The 17361-nt window shown below is 46.5% G+C and carries 16 protein-coding genes and 1 other RNA gene; 13 read left to right on the top strand and 4 right to left on the bottom strand.

What is annotated here, in order from left to right; all coding sequences use genetic code 11:
• Positions 1-78: 78 nt before the first annotated feature.
• Positions 79-1041, bottom strand: coding sequence for a tripartite tricarboxylate transporter substrate binding protein (locus VC159_RS07360; protein WP_215359794.1), 963 nt, complete (start codon positions 1039-1041; stop codon positions 79-81).
• The gene (locus tag VC159_RS07355; protein WP_323473191.1) at positions 1038-2105 is read right to left on the bottom strand and encodes a tartrate dehydrogenase; all 1068 of its coding nucleotides are present in this window, start codon (positions 2103-2105) and stop codon (positions 1038-1040) included. Before VC159_RS07355 ends, VC159_RS07360 begins: the two co-directional genes overlap by 4 nt.
• Positions 2106-2335: 230 nt before the next feature.
• Here VC159_RS07355 and VC159_RS07350 point away from each other — a divergent pair, with 230 nt between their 5' ends.
• Genes VC159_RS07350 through VC159_RS07340 form a run of 3 tightly spaced genes read left to right on the top strand, consistent with a single transcriptional unit; the run spans position 2336 to position 4336 of the window.
• Complete coding sequence (locus VC159_RS07350; protein WP_215359798.1) at positions 2336-2827, top strand: LexA family protein; 492 nt, start codon at positions 2336-2338, stop codon at positions 2825-2827.
• A gap of 1 nt (position 2828) precedes the next feature.
• Positions 2829-4145, top strand: a complete 1317-nt coding sequence (locus VC159_RS07345; RefSeq protein ID WP_323473190.1) for a Y-family DNA polymerase — start codon at positions 2829-2831, stop codon at positions 4143-4145.
• A 59-nt stretch (positions 4146-4204) separates the two neighbouring features.
• Positions 4205-4336, top strand: a complete 132-nt coding sequence (locus tag VC159_RS07340; RefSeq protein ID WP_255407106.1) for a hypothetical protein — start codon at positions 4205-4207, stop codon at positions 4334-4336.
• A gap of 67 nt (positions 4337-4403) precedes the next feature.
• Here the strand turns inward: VC159_RS07340 and VC159_RS07335 are convergent, their stop codons facing one another.
• Both VC159_RS07335 and ffs read right to left on the bottom strand, forming a co-directional pair.
• Positions 4404-5063, bottom strand: coding sequence for a putative quorum-sensing-regulated virulence factor (locus VC159_RS07335; RefSeq protein WP_323473189.1), 660 nt, complete (start codon positions 5061-5063; stop codon positions 4404-4406).
• A gap of 279 nt (positions 5064-5342) precedes the next feature.
• Positions 5343-5441, bottom strand: an RNA gene (gene ffs / locus VC159_RS07330) — signal recognition particle sRNA small type.
• Between the two features lie 32 nt (positions 5442-5473).
• On the opposite strand from ffs, the gene dnaX reads away from it, so the two are divergent.
• The 10 genes from dnaX to surE all read left to right on the top strand — a co-directional run bounded on the left by dnaX (position 5474) and on the right by surE (position 17356).
• Entirely contained in the window at positions 5474-7144 is a 1671-nt protein-coding gene (dnaX, locus tag VC159_RS07325; protein WP_323473188.1) for a DNA polymerase III subunit gamma/tau, read from the top strand.
• 52 nt (positions 7145-7196) lie between these two features.
• Positions 7197-7520 (top strand): YbaB/EbfC family nucleoid-associated protein, encoded by a 324-nt coding sequence (locus VC159_RS07320; RefSeq protein ID WP_323473187.1) that lies wholly within the window; start codon positions 7197-7199, stop codon positions 7518-7520.
• A gap of 33 nt (positions 7521-7553) precedes the next feature.
• A complete protein-coding gene (gene recR, locus VC159_RS07315; RefSeq protein ID WP_323473186.1) occupies positions 7554-8168 on the top strand; it encodes a recombination mediator RecR in 615 nt (204 codons plus the stop codon).
• A 128-nt stretch (positions 8169-8296) separates the two neighbouring features.
• Positions 8297-8563, top strand: a complete 267-nt coding sequence (locus VC159_RS07310) for a type II toxin-antitoxin system RelB/DinJ family antitoxin (RefSeq protein ID WP_216264083.1) — start codon at positions 8297-8299, stop codon at positions 8561-8563.
• Positions 8550-8834 (top strand): type II toxin-antitoxin system YafQ family toxin, encoded by a 285-nt coding sequence (locus tag VC159_RS07305; RefSeq protein WP_323473185.1) that lies wholly within the window; start codon positions 8550-8552, stop codon positions 8832-8834. The genes VC159_RS07310 and VC159_RS07305 overlap by 14 nt, the downstream gene beginning before the upstream one ends.
• 222 nt (positions 8835-9056) lie before the next feature.
• On the top strand, positions 9057-10472 hold the full coding sequence (locus VC159_RS07300; RefSeq protein ID WP_323473184.1) for a carbohydrate porin: 1416 nt from the start codon (positions 9057-9059) through the stop codon (positions 10470-10472).
• Between the two features lie 186 nt (positions 10473-10658).
• The gene (locus VC159_RS07295; RefSeq protein ID WP_323473183.1) at positions 10659-12188 is read left to right on the top strand and encodes a TolC family protein; all 1530 of its coding nucleotides are present in this window, start codon (positions 10659-10661) and stop codon (positions 12186-12188) included.
• 9 nt (positions 12189-12197) lie between these two features.
• On the top strand, positions 12198-13469 hold the full coding sequence (locus VC159_RS07290) for an efflux RND transporter periplasmic adaptor subunit (RefSeq protein WP_323473182.1): 1272 nt from the start codon (positions 12198-12200) through the stop codon (positions 13467-13469).
• Positions 13470-16556 carry a CusA/CzcA family heavy metal efflux RND transporter gene (locus tag VC159_RS07285; protein ID WP_323473181.1) on the top strand — a complete coding sequence of 1029 codons (3087 nt, stop codon included), beginning with the start codon at positions 13470-13472 and terminating at the stop codon, positions 16554-16556. It begins immediately after the preceding gene.
• Positions 16557-16567: 11 nt separating this feature from the next.
• Complete coding sequence (gene surE / locus VC159_RS07280) at positions 16568-17356, top strand: 5'/3'-nucleotidase SurE (RefSeq protein WP_215363112.1); 789 nt, start codon at positions 16568-16570, stop codon at positions 17354-17356.
• Positions 17357-17361 lie beyond the last annotated feature (5 nt).

Raw genomic sequence — 17361 nt, 5'->3', positions numbered from 1 at the left:
TTTGCTAAAACAGAAAGCAAGCAGCCAATAAAAAACCACCGAACATGCGGTGGTTTTTTATTTAAGGAAGTTAAAGTCTTACTTAATCATCCCAGCATTCTTAGCATCATCCATGGCTTGAGCTGTTTTCTCTTTCATGAATGCCGGCATCTTTGCTAGAGGAACATCCACAATCACAAAGCCAGCATCTTCCAATTTCTTTTTAGTCTCGGGATCGGCATTGAGCTGTGCGAAGTAATCAGACATTTTTTGCTGCAATATCAGCGGGGTTGCTTTGGGCACGGCAACGCCACGATAAGCGCCGTCTACCCAGTTCAACCCCAGCTCTTTAAAGGTCGGTACGTCTGGTAGAGCGGGATTACGTTTCTCAGTAGCAATTGCTAGCGTACGCACTTTCCCTTTTTGTTGAATGGCTAAAGGCAGATAACCCATAGCACCATCAACGTGCATTCCAATCAGGGCGGTAATTAAATCACCCGTGCCTTTAAAGGGAACGTAAGTAATTTTGACGCCAGCAAGTTTATTGAGCCGCTCGACTGCCATATGGTTAGCTGAGAACTGTGCGGATCCAGCAAGCGTCATCTTGCCGGGATCTTTTTTGGCGGCCGCAATAAATTCTTGATAGGTCTTGTAAGGACTATCCGCGGAAACCATCAAAGCATCAGGGGTGAAGTGGTAGTAGTAGATCGCATTAATGTCTTCAGTCTTGTACTGAATCCCCTCCTGTAGCGGCTGTAAGATAGTGTGGGGGATATTCACGCCCACTACCGTTGTACCGTCAGCGGGATAGGTATTCATGGTGCTCCATACCAATGCACCACCAGCACCAGCACGGTTCATAACTACCATCGGCTGTTTGAATTTCTTAGCTGAGATGTCGGCTTGATAGCGCGCTACCAGGTCAGACTCACCAGCAGGTGGGAAGGGGATGATGTACTGAATGGTTCTATCGGGGAAAGGTTGAGCATGCGCGCCGGATAGCAAGCCAAGTGAGACTAGGCCAATACTCAGCAATCTACTTAGTAATTTAAACGGCTTCATTTAGAAATCTCCTCAATGACTGCATTAGTAACATCACTCATCATGGCTGTGCCGCCTAAATCACGCGTATGTAACTTTGGATTGGCGGTCACTTTTTCAATGGCTGCCATTAACTTTACACCGAGCGCTTTTTCACCCAGGAAGTCGAGCATCATCACTGCTGACCAAAAGGTGCCAATTGGATTGGCAAGACCTTTACCCATAATGTCAAAAGCAGAACCATGAATCGGTTCAAACATGGATGGATAGCGACGCTCTGGATCGAGGTTTCCGGTAGGTGCAATACCTAGGCTACCGGCTAATGCAGCCGCCAAATCACTGAGGACGTCTGCATGTAAGTTGGTGGCAACGATGGTGTCTAAAGATTCTGGGCGATTGACCATACGCGCAGTAGCGGCATCAACCAATTCTTTATCCCAAGTGACATCCGGAAAATCTTTGGCAACGATATTGGCGATCTCATCCCACATCACCATGCCATGGCGCTGCGCATTAGATTTAGTGATGACAGTCAGGTGCTTGCGAGGGCGTGACTGCGCCAACTTAAAGGCGAAGCGCTGTACGCGTTCTACTCCAACGCGAGTCATGATGCTCATATCTGAAGCTACTTCGATGGGGTGACCCTGGTGTGCTCGGCCGCCTACACCAGAGTATTCGCCTTCAGAGTTCTCGCGCACGATCACCCAATCCAGCTGATCTGGTTTGCAATTACGTAGTGGCGTTTCAATGCCAGGAAGAATGCGCGTAGGGCGTACGTTTGCATATTGATCAAAGCCCTGACAAATTTTGAGACGCAAGCCCCACAAAGTAATGTGATCTGGAATCTTAGGGTCGCCAGCTGAGCCGAACAAAATCGCATCTTTAGAGCGCAAAGGTTCAAGACCATCCTCGGGCATCATGATGCCGTGCTTGCGGTAGTAATCGCCACCCCAATCAAAGTGCTCGAATTGGAAAGCGACTTCAGGATGTTTTTTGCTTAAGGCATTCAATACCTTCTCGCATTCTGGGACGACTTCTTTGCCAATGCCGTCACCTGGAATGGATGCGATCTTATACGTCTTCATATGTCTCCTACTGTTCTTTTTATATGAGCTATTTCAGGGATAACTTCCTGAATAACTTCTAGGATCATTATGCAATTCCTAGGTCCCAATACAACCATGGGGTACTCGGGGTTTATGGCTAGGGAGGTCGAGAAAACAGAGGGGGTGGGAGGGACTCATAGCCCCAAAACAACAAAAATAAGGCCATTTTTGCGGTTTTTACATATACTGTATAAACATACAGTATATTAATGACTATGACGCAAGTAATGAACCCCGCAAAAGTAACTCTAAGCCAGGCACCACAAGCCTTGGCAGGCCATTTTGCCGCCTATGAGCTCAAGCTCCTAAGTCACCGGATGTCAGCTGGATTCCCTAGTCCAGCGGCAGATTACGCCGAAGACGGCCTCGATCTGAACCATTACCTCGTCCAGAACAAGCCAGCTACTTTCATGTTCACCGTGAAGGGGGATTCCATGCTGGGCGCGGGGATTTGTGATGGCGACAAGGTCGTCGTTGATAAAGCCCTTAAGCCAAAACATAAAGACATCGTGGTTGCCGTAGTGGATAGCGAGTACACCATCAAGCGCCTTTATCAGTTGCGCGGTCGTATTGAGCTCCAACCAGAAAACCCAAACTATCAGCCTATTACTTTTAACGAAGGCAGCGAGCTGCAAATCTGGGGTGTAGTGGTTGGGGTAGTGCGTAAGTACAGCAATGCCAGTGGCAGAAATGGGAAGTGAGATGAACTCCAATTCACAAACCACATCAACTCCGCTCTTCGCGCTCGTGGATGTAAATAACTTCTACGTTTCTTGTGAGCGTGTATTCCAGCCTAAGTTAGAGGAGGTGCCGATGGTGGTGCTATCCAATAACGATGGCTGTGCTGTAGCACGTAGTGCTGAAGTCAAAGCACTTGGCGTGAAGATGGGAACGCCTTGGTTTCAGATGAAGGATCTCGCTAAGAAGCATGGTATTCAGGCGTACTCGTCTAATTACACCTTGTATGGCGACATGAGTAGTCGTGTAGTTCAGGTGCTGAGAGCGTTCACGCCAAACCTAGAGGTTTACAGCATCGACGAGAGCTTTTTACAAATCGAGACAGTCTTAAGGCAATATCAAGACACGATTGAATTAGGTCAAAAGATTAAACAGGAAGTGAAAGATACCACCGGCTTACCAGTCTGTGTGGGCATTGGTGCCAGCAAGACTTTGGCTAAGCTAGCCAATCACTTGGCGAAGAAACATAAGCAGTTTGTTGGTGTGTGCGATGTCAACGCCATGGCCAAAGAAGAGCTCTATCAGTGGATGAGCGAGACTGAAGTGGGTGAGGTTTGGGGGGTTGGTAAACAAATCGCCAAGAAACTCAAAGCCCAAAACATTCAGAGCGTATTGGATCTTTTGCAAGCCTCACCACAAGCTATGCGTCAACAGTTTGGCGTGGTGATGGAGCGCCTCTGTTATGAGCTGCGTGGCACATCTTGCTTGCAGCTAGAAGAAGTAGCGCCAGCCAAACAACAAATTATCGCCTCGCGCAGTTTTGGTAAGTTGGTGACTAGCCAGGTAGAGCTTGCAGAATCGGTTGCTACCCATGTAGCGCGTGCAGCTGAAAAGCTCAGAACGCAAAACAGTACTACGGGCGCGCTCACCGTATTTATTCAGACCAATCCGTTTAAGCAAAACGAGCCACAGTATCACCAAAGCGTCACGATTCCATTGGCGGATCCAACGGATAACACGTTGACCTTAACCAATGCAGCATTGGCAGGCCTCAAGCAAATCTATCAAGCGAACTTCCGCTACAAGAAGGCGGGCGTCATTCTCAATCTGATTAGCGACAAGCCAACAGCTCAGCAATCCTTGTTTGAGGATATCGAGACTAAAGGTAAGTCTGCTCATTTGATGAAAGCGGTAGATGAGATCAACACGCGCTTTGGCAATGCATTCATCAGATCTGCAGCCGCAGGAACCAATGGCACTAAAGAAGAGTGGCAGATGAGATCAAGCAATCGGTCGCCGAACTACACCACGAGGTGGGATGAGTTACCGGTAGCTAGGTAAAAAATTCAGTAACAAATTAATTAGCAAATAACACGCAATAACGCATAAAGGAGAAGCAAATGGACTTACTAAACAACTTCAACGGAATTTCTCTCGTAGCCATCATGGTTTTGTCTTACTGCGCAGTATTGAAAAATACTAAGCGTCATGAAAGCGCAACAAAACAAGTCTTTAATCGTAAATATCAGTAAAGAACAAGCAGTAGGCCTGGAAGGGGAATAAGGAAATCACGGATTCCTTATTCCCTAGTAAAGGCTGTTACTTGACTTCTAAAGCTTTGCGCAAATAACCAGAGACATTGTCTTGGCGTAGTAGCCATTGCTTGTAATCACTGGGTACTTGGCTAATGAGCTCACCCTTATGTTTGCCATAAGGCATGGTCTTTGGAATTCTGGCTTTCTCGGACATCTCCCATAAAGCATCCAAAGAAATGGGGTGTAACTTATCGATAATTTGAGCAACAATTTTTGAGCAGATCCATACATCGGCTAAGGCGCTATGCGCATTGCGCAGTTGATCTCTAGCGGTATCGCGTTCAAAGTAATAGAGCAGAGCGCTTTGCGTGTGACTATCTAAATCAGGCCATAGACTACGCGCAAGCGCCAAAGTGCAAATGCGCTTGACCTCAGGGCTGCCAATCGCAACCCAATCAAAATCAATATTGTGGCCAATGAGATATTTGGTTCCGGCTGGCAATCTAAAAGAGCTGCTTGCGGGACAGTTGATCAATTCCTCATCCATGATGTGATGGGTAGCAAGAGCACCCAAGCTAATAGTCTTACCTGGGTTGTAACGTTGCACCCAAGGATTGCCAACTTCAAATGGATTAAGGGAGGTGACATCGAGTGAGGCAGCTTCAATAATGACAGCATCGTTTTTATCGGTCGCTTCTACATCGAAAATAATGGCTTGGGGCATAAGGACTTTTATGGGTTGTATAGATCTATTGTGCCTTGAGTATCAATTCGCTTACACCCAAATCATCCGCACTCTCTATTCATCGCCATCTAAAACCTCTACGCTGAATCTTTCTACATAGAGGGGATCAGCTTTGCGAGTGTCTATTGAGTGTTCCCATAAACAGCTGCAGTTATTCAGAATCTCGCTGGATGCGCGAACTGTTCTGGTTTTGCTGATTATTTGGATAATTTGGGGACTTTTCAGGATTCTGAAGATCTTCTGAATTCCTGGGGGAGGGTGGATGAGCCAAACCCCCGGCACTGGCAGAAATTGGGTTTGGCTGCTTCGTTCCCGACCTGACCAGGTTATCCAACCCACCATGCGGGGAGGCCCATCCAATTCCATTTTAGCTTGTTAGAATGTAAGACATGACAGCATTGGCATTAGCCCGTTCGTGGCGCCCCAAAACCTTCTCTGAATTAGTAGGCCAAGACCATGTGGTTAAGGCCTTAACCCATGCTTTGGATCAGGGTCGCCTGCACCACGCATGGCTCTTTACGGGTACCCGTGGAGTAGGTAAGACCACAATTGCCCGGATTATGGCTAAGGCTCTCAATTGCACGGGATCTGATGGTTCCGGCAAGATGACTTCAGAGCCTTGCGGAAAATGCCCAGCCTGCATGGAAATCGATGCGGGCCGTTTTGTCGACTATATAGAGATGGATGCTGCAAGTAATCGTGGTGTTGACGATATTGCTGCTCTCCTAGAAAAGGCGGCTTACGCACCTAGCAATGCGCGTTATAAGGTCTACATGATTGACGAGGTGCACATGCTCACCAATCATGCTTTTAATGCCATGCTTAAAACATTGGAAGAGCCGCCAGAGCACGTTAAATTTATTCTGGCGACTACTGATCCTCAAAAGATCCCAGTAACCATCTTGTCTCGCTGCTTGCAGTTCAACCTCAAGCAAATGCCAGTACCACTCATTGTTGAGCATCTAGAGAAAGTACTCGCTGCTGAGAAGGTGGAATGCGAAGTCAATGCCTTGCGTGTTCTTGCCAAGGCAGCTCAAGGTTCAATGCGCGATGCTTTATCGCTAACTGATCAGGCTATTGCCTATGCGGCTGGCAAAGTTAGCGAAGAATCCGTGCGCGGCATGCTTGGCACATTAGATGATGCTTATCTCATCCGTATTTTGGATTGCTTGATTGCTAAAGATGGTGCAAGCCTGCTTGCAGTCGCAAACGAAATGGGTGAGCGTAGTATGTCTTTCTCATTGGCATTGCAAGATCTTTCAAGCCTGTTGCAAAAAATTGCAGCAGCGCAAATAGTTCCGGAATCCGTTTTAGAAGATTGGCCAGAAGCAGGCGAGATTCGTCGCTTGGCAGGCCAGCTCACAAAAGAAGAAGCGCAACTCTTCTATCAAATCACGATTACAAGTCGTCCAGATTTATCGCTGGCACCGGATGAGCAAACTGGCTTTGCCATGACGCTGTTGCGTATGTTGGCGTTTCGTCCAGGCAGCGGTGGAGGAGGTAATTCTTCTCCAGCACCGTCATCACCCTCGGCTCCTCCAGTCAATACTGCTCGTCCCATAGCGGCCGCTCCTAAAGCATCTGCACCAGCACCTGCTGCTAGAACATCTGCGCCTGCCACTCCAGCGTCAACACCGTCAGCTACAGCTGCACAAATTTCCGTGGCCAGTTCTGCCGAGCGTCCTGATTGGCATGCCTTGATGCGTCAGTTACCCGTTAAAGGGATGGTGCAGCAGTTAGCATTTCAGACGGAGTTACAAGATTGGAATGATTCACCTGCTGGGGTGCGTGCAACTATCCTCACGCCGATGCCGCAGCTCGCTTCTGACGCTTCTGTTGGTCGCTTGGCTGACGCGCTCACCGCTCACTTTGGCAAGCCCGTTAAGATCGTGATTGAAAAGGGTGAAGTGGAAGGCAAGACAGTAGCTAAGGTGGATGCCCAGATTCATCAAGAGAAAAGAATGAATGCGGAGCAAATGATTGCTGCCGATCCATTTATTCAGCAATTAGAAAAAGAGTTTGGCGCCAAAGTAGTCGGCGGTTCTGTTAAGCCTCTTTAATTCAATATCAATATTCATAAATCATAAGTAATACCACTAAGGAAATAAAGCGATGATGAAAGGTGGACTTGCTGGCCTTATGAAACAGGCTCAGCAGATGCAAGAGAAGATGAAAACTGCGCAAGCTGAGTTGGCTGCGTTGGAAGTAACTGGCCAAGCTGCCGGTGGCTTAGTAAAAGTAGCTATCTCTGGCAAATACGAACTCAAACGTGTGCAGATTGATCCAGGTGCCATGGATGATCGTGAGATGTTGGAAGACCTCATCGTGACTGCTTATACAGAAGCATTCAAACAAGTGGAAGCGGCAAGTGCCCAGATGATGTCTGGCGCCACTGCTGGTATGCCAATGCCACCAGGCTTTAAGTTGCCGTTCTAATTCAATCTTTCTAAATACGAACCTGAATATTTAATGGCGCGCATAGAAGCACCTCAAGATGCACTCGGTCGATTGATCGAGGCATTACGCGTTCTGCCTGGGGTAGGCCCCAAGTCAGCGCAGCGCATGGCGTTCTATTTATTGCAGCATGACCGTAATGGTGCGGCAGTACTCGCTCAATCATTGGGTGAGGCAGTTGAAACAGTAGGACACTGCGCGCGTTGCAATACCTTTTCAGAGACGCAGGTTTGTAGTACTTGTTCCGATGGCCGCCGTGATCCTTCGTTGCTTTGCATAGTAGAAACGCCTGCTGACCAAGTGATGGTGGAGCAGACGCTCAGTTTTAAGGGTAATTACTTTGTATTGATGGGTCGTCTCTCACCACTCGATGGCATGGGTCCAAACGAAATCGGCTTTGATCGATTGCTCAATCGCATTGAGACTCCCGATACCGGAGTGGCTATACGAGAAGTGGTGCTGGCAACCAATTTCACGAGTGAAGGTGAGGCCACTGCCCACTATATTGGTGAAGTACTTAAAGCCAAGGGCATCAAAGTTACTCGTATAGCAAGAGGCATCCCAGTTGGTGGCGAGCTTGAGTATGTGGATGCTGGCACCTTGGCTCGCGCCTTAATGGATCGCCGTTAGACCATCGTTTACCTACAAAGTATTCTGTAAAAAGGGGCATTGAGCCCCTTTTTTATTTTCCATTTTCTGTTAAAATGTAGTCACATTGAGACTACATAATAATTCAATGTTTTTAGTGGGAGAGTTGTATGACTATTGCAGATACATATGTTCGCGCCAGAATAGATATGGCAACCAAAAATCGCGCATCTGATGCACTTGAGGCAATGGGCCTATCCATCTCAGATGCTATTCGTATGTTGATGTTGCGAATAGCAGATGAAAAGCAATTACCTTTTTCAGTGAAGGTTCCTAACGCTAAAACAAAAAAAGCCATAGCAGAGCTAGAGGCGGGCAAAGGAAAGCGTTTTAAAAACAGCAAGGATTTAATGGCGGATCTGCATGCGGGAGATTGAAAGATCTTCAGTATTTAAAAAAGACTTTAGGCGTATATATTCAAACCCCCGGCATAAGAAGGATATTGAAGAGCTTCTATTGATGACCATTGATCTATTGGTGCTTGATAAGACGTTGCCATTCAATTTACGAGATCATGATCTGATCGGCCGCTGGCGTGGACACCGTGAATGCCATGTCAAGCCAGATGTTTTGCTAATCTACAAAAAGCCTGATCCTCTGCTATTGCACCTTGCTCGCCTAGGCAGCCATAGTGATTTATTTGGATAAGTTGTTTTCAGGGCACACCCAAGGACTAATGCGAGCCCAATCTATCAGCGATTGCTCCCTGATCTGTCATCTCTAGGACATAAAGACTAGGTAAATTGCCTCTTTTTAGGGATAATTCGGTCTGCACCACCCTTGAGCTTCAATCTCAAGCTGTGTTTGCCTAGTTTTCTCCATCGGCATGTTGCCATTGCATTGCAGTGGCAACCCCATTAGAAATTGTGAATGACCCGCAAGATTTATCTACTCCTCCTGTTGAGCATTATTTGCACAGTCTTCGGAGCAACTGCGTTCGCGCAGAGGGCGGGGTCAGGCGCTGACCAAATTGCAGGTTTTGCGGAAGCGATTCAAGGCCTGCCAACAGAAGGGGAGTTGTTTGGTTTGCCAGTAAACGTTCATGGTCAAACTACTTACATCAATCAGCGTTACAACAATTTCACGTCCAGTTATTCTGGTCAAAATAGTATGTCTGCGCTCAAGTCAATGAGCTACACCTGGTCGGGCACTTTATTCTTTGGCGCTCGTTTAGCTCCCAACACTGATATTTATTTCAATCCAGAAGTTATTTCCGGCGTACCTTTTTCTGGGCTTACTGGTCTTGGTGGATTTACCAACGGTGAAGCGACTAAAGCAAACGGTGCTCAAGCGAAGTTTTATTCTGCCCGCGCATTCTTACGTCAGACAATCAATCAAGAGGGCGATAAGATTGTTCTTGAAAACGAAGCTAATCAAATTACCCAAACTGTGAGCAGTAATCGCGTAGTGATCACCGCTGGCCAGTTTTCTACTTTAGATATTTTTGATGACAGTCGTTACGCTAAAGATCCCCGTGTGCAATTTATGAACTGGGGCAATATGACCTATTTAGCATATGACTATGCAGCCGATGCGCGCGGGTACAGCACAGGCTTGGCGGGCGAGTGGTACCTCGGCAATTGGGTGATGAGAGCATCTCGTATGCTTGCTCCAAAAACCCCGAATAGCCGTGATTTGAACTGGCAGATTTTTAATACTTATGGCGATCAGGTTGAAGTAGAACGTCAGCATCATATTGGTGACTTGCCTGGCAAAGTAAGCGTACTTGCTTATCGCAACAAAATGATCTTGGCACGCTTTCAGGATGCGACAAACTATGTAGTAGCCAATAATGCACAGGGCACTCAAGCCATTAACAATGTGCGTAACAACTATCAATACAAAACTGGTATTGGTGTGAATGGCGAACAGGCTTTAACCAAGGATCTTGGTATCTATGGGCGCGCCTTTACATCTGATGGCCATACTGAGACGATGTCTTTTACTGAGGCAGACAATTCCTTATCAATAGGCATGGGTCTAAATGGGACAAGTTGGAGTCGTCCAAAAGATACGATTGGTATCTCGATGATGCAAAACGGTTTATCAAGCTATCGAAAAAATTATTTACAGTCGGGTGGGGTGTCTTACTTTATTGGCGACTATGCCGGTCCAGGTCAGACAATTTCTTATCGTCCAGAGCGTATTGGTGAGGTGTATTACAACGCGACTGTGATTAAAAATGTTCTGGCAGGTTTGAACTTCCAGCACATCAACAATCCAGCCTATAACGCAGCCCGTGGACCCGTAAACATCCTCTCTTTTAGGATCCACGCCGAGTTTTAGGGGTTTTACTGACTTTAGCCATAATTATTATCTTTAGAATCAATAAGATAGCAATTGTCAATAATTAGACTTTTGGCTTTTGTACCCTATAATCCTTAAAACCCCCAGAAACGGCTTTGGACTGCTTCTAAATCCACATCTGGGGCTATAAAAACAGCATTTTTATTGATTTAGAGGCAGCCGCTTTTGTTGATTCTCGGCAAACACAAAATTAGCGTAGCGACACCGCTCAAAAGAGTGACTCCATTTGCAATGGCAGCCTTTGTTGTTTGCGCCTCCACTCTTTCTGTTTCAACGTTTGCTCAGCCATCCGTGGATAACGCTTCCGGAAGCGTTACTGTTCAGACTGGTGATACTTCATTGGCAGCGCCACCATCAATCGGAGCGCAACTTGGCGCTAGTACTAAGGCGGCCGAAATGTTTGCCCCAGTAACCAAAGCAAACACACCAAAAATTTATACCAAGCCTATTTCATCCGGGCCAACCGAGATGGATTTGCGCCAGCTTTGGAATGAGCTCAAAGTGAACAATCCGCAATTATCTTCATTGCGTGAGTCGTATTTATCTGCCAAGGCGACTGTTCCACAAATTAATGCACCAGCTAATCCACAGGTCGGATTGGTGTGGTCAGGTATGCCGGTGAATTCTCCACTTGCTTTAGGTGGGGCAAATGCACCATCACAGCAATATCCTGGAGGCATCAGTAGTAACAACGCAATTTCTGTAGCGCAACCTTTTCAGTTTCCAGGTAAGAAGAGTCTTGCGGCAGATATCGCGGATACCAATGCTGAAGCGCTCTTGGCAAGCTCAGAGTCCACTTATTTACAGTTAGGCGCTCAGCTCTCAACCTTGTACTACAACGCCCTTGCTGCTCAAAAGCAGTTGCAAGTGCTTAAAGAATCTGTCATCCGCCTAGAGATGATCAAGAATGTAGCTAAGGCGCGTTACGCTAATAACACTGCAGCTTATGTAGAGTTCTTAAATGCTCAAGTCGCACAAAGTGCAGCACAGGCAGATCAGTTCAATGTGGAGCGCCAGCTCAATGTTGCTTTGAATAACATTAACACCTTGGTCGGCCGGCACTCTCGTGAAAAGCTGGTTTTACGTGGGGATGTTCGTCGCGCGATCAATGGAGTTCCAACCTTAATTGAATTAGAGGACTACGCCGAAAGTAGTCATCCATCATTGAAGAGTTCTGCATTGCAATTGGATGCTGCACGCAAAGGCGTGGACCTTGCAAAGAAAGCTTATTTGCCAGACTTCCAAGTGATTGGCTCATCCTACACACCGCGTGGTCCATTTTCTGCAAACAATGGCGCACTGTTCTACCAATTAGAGCTAGATCTCATTATTCCTTTGTACTTCTTTACTAAAGAGCGTTATGGAGTAGAGCAGGCACAGCGTAATCAAGCGGCTGCTGAGGCAGGCAATATTTCTAATCGTCAGCAAATCGTGTTGGCTGTGAACACTGCCTATGCTGCTTATGAGCAGGCCAAGAATCAAACCCAGTTTTTGAAAGATCGCCAAGTACCACAGGCTGATGCTGCCTATAAGGTAGGCCTTACTCAGTATTCAAATAATGGCCAAGGCTTTAATGATTTATTGACTGCGCAAACGCAATTGCGTAATTTAGAGATTGCATTAGCTCAGGCTGAAAGCAATCTATTGCAGGCTCAAGCGATATTAATGGTTTCAGCGGGCAAAGAACCCTTTTAAGGAGTAGTTTTGAAAGACAAAATTCTTTCGTTTCTAAAGCATTGGTATGAAAAGGCAAAGCCTATTTTGCATAAGGGCGCACATCATGGTGCAAGCCATGCCAAAGTAGCCGCTGCTGGTTTAGCGGGTTTGTATTGGAACCTTTCACCACAGAATCGCCATCGCGTTCGTCTTGCTGCTTTTGCTTTTGCCATTCTTTCCCTAGGAATTATGGTGGGCCGTCTCACCAATGTGAATCGAGCGGTGAAGATTGAATCTTCTGATAAGAATTTGAAGGTACAGACGAGCGGCGTGTTGGAGTTAAGTCTCCCAGGTATTTCGCTTAATCCCGAAATCTATGTATTCCAATCTGCGGAAAAAGTTCAAGTACCCGTCAACATTAAAGTGCCGGGACGTTTAGCATTCAACGCGGAGAAATCGAAAGTTCTGTCAGCACGCGCTCCCGGAAGGGTTGAGCGGATCTACGCTTTTGATGGCGCCCCAGTGGATATTGGATCACCTATCGTAGAAATGTATAGTCCTGAGTTCTTGTCAGCGCAACAAGAGTATTTGCTTTCTTCTAAGACAGCAAAAGTTCTCGAGACAAGTAAAACAATGAGTGATTTGTTGGGCGATGCCCGCATTACTCAACAAGCTGCTGCTAATCGCATGAGAAACTTAGGTGCGGGCGAAGGTGATATCAGGAGTATTGAAAACACAGGTAAAACTACGAGTAACTTAATCATGCGCTCCCCTTTGAAGGGTGTAGTGGTGAAGCGTAATGTGGAGCCGGGTTCAGCCGTCAACTCGGGTGATGTGATTGCTACACTAGCAGATCCAAAGCAACTGTGGTTTTTGGGTAATGTGTTTGAGCAAGACTTTAGGATGATTAAGCAGGGGCAAAAAATGGTTCTGCATCTGGAAGCCTATCCTGAAAAAGAATTTGTGGCGTATGCAAACTATATCGCCCCTACTATTGACCCACAAACCCGTGCATTATTAATTCGTGCGGATGTGGAGAATACTGATGATTTATTACGTCCTGATATGTTCGCATCTGGTTTATTAACCACTGGCATCACTGATGCTGTTGTGGTTCCTCAGACAGCAATCGTCAGGGTCCGTGAAAGCCGTTATGCCATCATCAAAGTTGGACCTGAAACGTACCGTCGTGTTCCTGTTAAGGGCTATGACCTCAACAGTAAAAGCTTTGCTATTACTTCCGGCATAGAGCAGGGCTGGCAAGTATTGGCTCAAGGCGCGGTATTGTTAAACGATCGCTTTGCTAAGCAGGAGGATTAAGTGAGCGTTTTCACCTCCTTTATTCGAGGGGTAGTTGAGAAGCGCGCGCTTGTCATATTTGCTTCGATCGTATTGTTAGGGCTTGGGATATTTAGCCTGAGTAAGTTGCCTATTCAGCCTTATCCGGGAGTGGCTCCTTTAACGATTCAGGCAATTTCTCAGTGGCCTGGTCGCAGCACTGCCGAAGTTGAGCAGCAGGTCACTATTCCAGTTGAGAATGCTTTGGCTGGTATTCCAGGATTGCAGGCTTTCCGTTCCGTATCTCTATTCGGTCTTTCTGTTGTCACACTTAAATTTACTGAGACAACTGATCCGTTTAAAGCGCGGCAAATATTTATTAGCAATTTAAATGGCGTGAATTTTCCGCCCGGCGTCTCATCCAGTATTAGCCCGGATTCTGATGCTATTGGTGAAATCATGCGTTATGAGGTTCGCTCTGACTACGCCACCTCTACCCAGTTAAAAACGTTACAGAACTATGAGATCTATAAGGAGCTCAAGCAAACCCCCGGAGTAGCCGACGTTTCATCCTTTGGCGGCAAGGTTCGTCAGTATCAAGTGATTGTGAGCCCGGAGGGCCTCCAGGCGAAGGGTGTCACTGTTAACCAGTTGATTGATGCCTTAACAAACGCCAATAGCAACACTGGCGGTGGACTGCTCCCAAGTGGAGAGCAGCAGTTTGTGGTGCGTGGTGTTGGCTTGTTAAAAAATATTGATGACATTAAGCAGGTGGTGATTGCTATCAATAAAGACGTGCCTATTCGTATTGGGGATGTGGCAAAGGTCGAAATTGGCAATGCTCCTCGTCTTGGAATGTTCCAGTTCAATGACAACCCAGACTCTATAGAGGGCATTGTGTATTTACGTCGCGGTGAAAATGCGACAGAGGTATTGGCGCGTGTTCGCAGCTCTATAGAAAATATTAATAAGCATGTATTGCCGCCCGGTATTGAAGTAAAGCCTTTTTACGATCGACAGGCTTTATTGGATATTACGATTGGTACCGTTAAACATACTTTGTTTATAGGGATTTTGTTAGTTCTTGTTGTCTTGTATTTGTTTTTAGGAAATCTGCGCGCTGCAGCAGTAGTTGCGGCAATTATTCCTTTGTCGCTTTGTGTTTCGTTTATTCAAATGCATTTGTGGAGCGTGCCAGCCAATTTGATTTCCTTGGGTGCAATTGACTTCGGTGTGATTGTTGATGCCGCGGTTATCTTGTGTGAAAACGTCATGCGTCACCTTGAGGAGGGCGGAAAGCGCCTGAATCAAAGTATTATTCTTGCAACCAGCGAAGTGCAGCGCGCTATGATTTATTCCACGGGCATCATCATCGTGGCCTATTCCCCATTGTTCTTTATGGGCGGCGTTGAGGGCATTATCTTTAGGCCAATGGCATTCACAATGGGCTTTGCTTTGCTTGCAGCGATGATATTGAGCTTAACTTTTTTGCCTGCGATGGTTTCATTGGTCTTTGGTGAAAATCTACATCACAAGCCGCCAGCGTTTATTACTAAATTGATTGCGAGCTATAAACCATTGCTGCGCAGGTTAATGGACCGTCCATTAACGGTATTTTCAGTCACTGTTTTTGTATTGGCTATTACGCTTCTGAGTATGACCCGCTTGGGAACCGCCTTCTTGCCAACCCTTGAGGAAAATAATATTTGGTTGCGCGTCACGCTACCAAATACTGTTGACCTGGATTACTCAATTAAGATTGCCAATCAGTTACGTCAAAATTTTGTGAATCGTGCTGAAATTGATCGGGTAGCTGTTCAGATTGGACGCCCTGATGACGGTACTGACTCTACTGGTGTATTCAATCAGGAGTATGGTCTTTATCTCAAGAGTCCAGACAAGATGCCTTCAGGCTCATCTAAAAAAGAGTTAATTACTAAGCTTGAAAAGGAGCTCGATACCATTCCTGGAATTAGCTATAGCTTCTCTCAATACATTGAAGATAACGTTAACGAAGCATTATCCGGGGTAAAGGGTGAGAACTCTGTGAAGATTTATGGCTCTGATTTGGATGTTCTGGATCAGAAGGCCCACGAAGTCGTTGCTCAGCTTAAAAAAGTTCGCGGGATTGCGGATGAAGGCGTGCTTAAAGAGTTAGGTCAGCCCACGTTGAATATTCAGATTGATCGTGATCGTGCTGCACGATACGGAATTAATGTGAACGATATTCAGACGGTAGTTGCCAATGCGATTGGCGGTGCGGCGGTAACAAACTTACTAGAAGATGAAAAGACTTTTGGTATTGCGATACGCCTTAACGAAGGTAGTCGCAATGATGTGGCGGATATTGGCAGTCTATTGGTCGACTCTCCAAATGACACTAAGATTCCATTGTCAATGGTTGCAACTGTAAAGTTAACTGATGGCCCATTTTTCATCTATCGTGAAGCAGGCAAGCGGTATATTGCAATTAAGTTTAGTGTACGCAATAGAGACTTGGGTAGCGCCGTTGAAGATGCTCAGTACTTGGTGGAAAAAAATATTACTTTGCCGCCAAATTACTCTATTAGCTGGGATGGGCAGTTCAATCAAATGAAGCAAGCCCACAAAAAGTTGATGGTCATTGTGCCTTTGGCTTTAACGGGAATATTTTTGTTGTTAGTAAGTGCATTCGGTAATTTCCGTGATGCCTTTATTGTGATGATTAATGTGCCATTTGCTGCTATTGGCGGTGTGATTGCATTGCACTTGGCGGGTGAGACTTTAAGTATCTCAGCATTCTTCGGATTCTTATCGCTCTTCGGCATTGCGATTCAGGATGGTGTGATCTTAATTTCCTTCATCAATAAAACGACTGCTACTGAGCATGGTGAGATGAAAGATACGATGGTTGATGGGGCAGCGCTGCGGGTTAGACCAGTGTTGATGACCGCAATTCTTGCTGGCCTAGGACTTTTGCCTGCCGCTTTATCGCATTCGATTGGATCTGAAGCCCAGCGTCCTTTAGCACTTGTGATTGTTGGTGGAATGGTCTCGACCATTATTTTGACGCTTCTAGTTTTACCAGTGATTTATAGCTGGTTTAGAGGCCGCGCCTTAACTGCAATACAAAATCCTCAAAACCTATAAAGCCAATTCCTATGAGCAATCGTCAACCTCACATCTTGGTCTCCAATGATGATGGCTATTTGGCTCCTGGCTTGTTGGCCTTAGTCAATGCAGTGCGCCCTTTGGGACGCATTACCGTGATTGCTCCTGAGCAGAACCATAGCGGTGCCTCGAATTCACTCACGTTATCTAGACCATTGTCGATACATCGCGTTGCTGGTGGCGAGCGGGATGGCTTTTTCTTTGTCAATGGCACACCAACCGATTGCGTGCACGTTGCCATGACCGGATTTTTGGATGAGAAACCTGACCTAGTGATCTCTGGCATCAATCAAGGTGAGAACATGGGCGAAGATACGCTTTACTCTGGCACGGTCGCTGCCGCAGTTGAGGGCGTGATGTTTGGTGTGCCAGGTATTGCTTTCTCACAAATTGATCGTGGCTGGAATCGCATTGAAGATGCCGCTAAAGCAGCGCATGATGTAGTGGCCCAAATGTTGGTTTCTGCCTTGGCTCGTACTGAGGGTACAGCAACGCTATTGAACGTCAACATCCCTAATCGTCCTTATGCTGATTTATATCGCTGGCGTGTAACGCGTCTTGGCAATCGTCATCACTCTCAACCAGTAGTGGTGCAAGACAGTCCACGTGGTGAGAAGATCTACTGGATCGGCGCTGCGGGCGATGTGAAAGAGGGTTCGGAGGGTACGGACTTTCATGCGATTGCTGAAGGATGTATTTCGATTACGCCAATGCAACTCGATTTAACGCACCATGCTCGTTTAGCAGCGATGCGCGCAAATGGTTGGGATCGCGGTTGAAAGCT

The sequence above is a fragment of the Polynucleobacter sp. JS-JIR-II-c23 genome (assembly GCF_035011225.1).
Classification (GTDB): domain Bacteria; phylum Pseudomonadota; class Gammaproteobacteria; order Burkholderiales; family Burkholderiaceae; genus Polynucleobacter.
This window is presented reverse-complemented; position numbering and strand designations above follow the sequence as displayed.

What these genes read in the sequence shown, in the direction of transcription:
- VC159_RS07340 (WP_255407106.1), top strand. Translation starts at nt 4,205, where the DNA reads ATGGACTTACTAAACAACTTCAACGGAATTTCTCTCGTAGCCATCATG.
- VC159_RS07345 (WP_323473190.1), top strand. Translation starts at nt 2,829, where the DNA reads ATGAACTCCAATTCACAAACCACATCAACTCCGCTCTTCGCGCTCGTG.
- VC159_RS07310 (WP_216264083.1), top strand. Translation starts at nt 8,297, where the DNA reads ATGACTATTGCAGATACATATGTTCGCGCCAGAATAGATATGGCAACC.
- VC159_RS07350 (WP_215359798.1), top strand. Translation starts at nt 2,336, where the DNA reads ATGACTATGACGCAAGTAATGAACCCCGCAAAAGTAACTCTAAGCCAG.
- dnaX (WP_323473188.1), top strand. Translation starts at nt 5,474, where the DNA reads ATGACAGCATTGGCATTAGCCCGTTCGTGGCGCCCCAAAACCTTCTCT.
- surE (WP_215363112.1), top strand. Translation starts at nt 16,568, where the DNA reads ATGAGCAATCGTCAACCTCACATCTTGGTCTCCAATGATGATGGCTAT.
- VC159_RS07300 (WP_323473184.1), top strand. Translation starts at nt 9,057, where the DNA reads ATGACCCGCAAGATTTATCTACTCCTCCTGTTGAGCATTATTTGCACA.
- recR (WP_323473186.1), top strand. Translation starts at nt 7,554, where the DNA reads ATGGCGCGCATAGAAGCACCTCAAGATGCACTCGGTCGATTGATCGAG.
- VC159_RS07320 (WP_323473187.1), top strand. Translation starts at nt 7,197, where the DNA reads ATGATGAAAGGTGGACTTGCTGGCCTTATGAAACAGGCTCAGCAGATG.
- VC159_RS07360 (WP_215359794.1), bottom strand. Translation starts at nt 1,041, where the DNA reads ATGAAGCCGTTTAAATTACTAAGTAGATTGCTGAGTATTGGCCTAGTC.
- VC159_RS07355 (WP_323473191.1), bottom strand. Translation starts at nt 2,105, where the DNA reads ATGAAGACGTATAAGATCGCATCCATTCCAGGTGACGGCATTGGCAAA.
- VC159_RS07305 (WP_323473185.1), top strand. Translation starts at nt 8,550, where the DNA reads ATGCGGGAGATTGAAAGATCTTCAGTATTTAAAAAAGACTTTAGGCGT.
- VC159_RS07335 (WP_323473189.1), bottom strand. Translation starts at nt 5,063, where the DNA reads ATGCCCCAAGCCATTATTTTCGATGTAGAAGCGACCGATAAAAACGAT.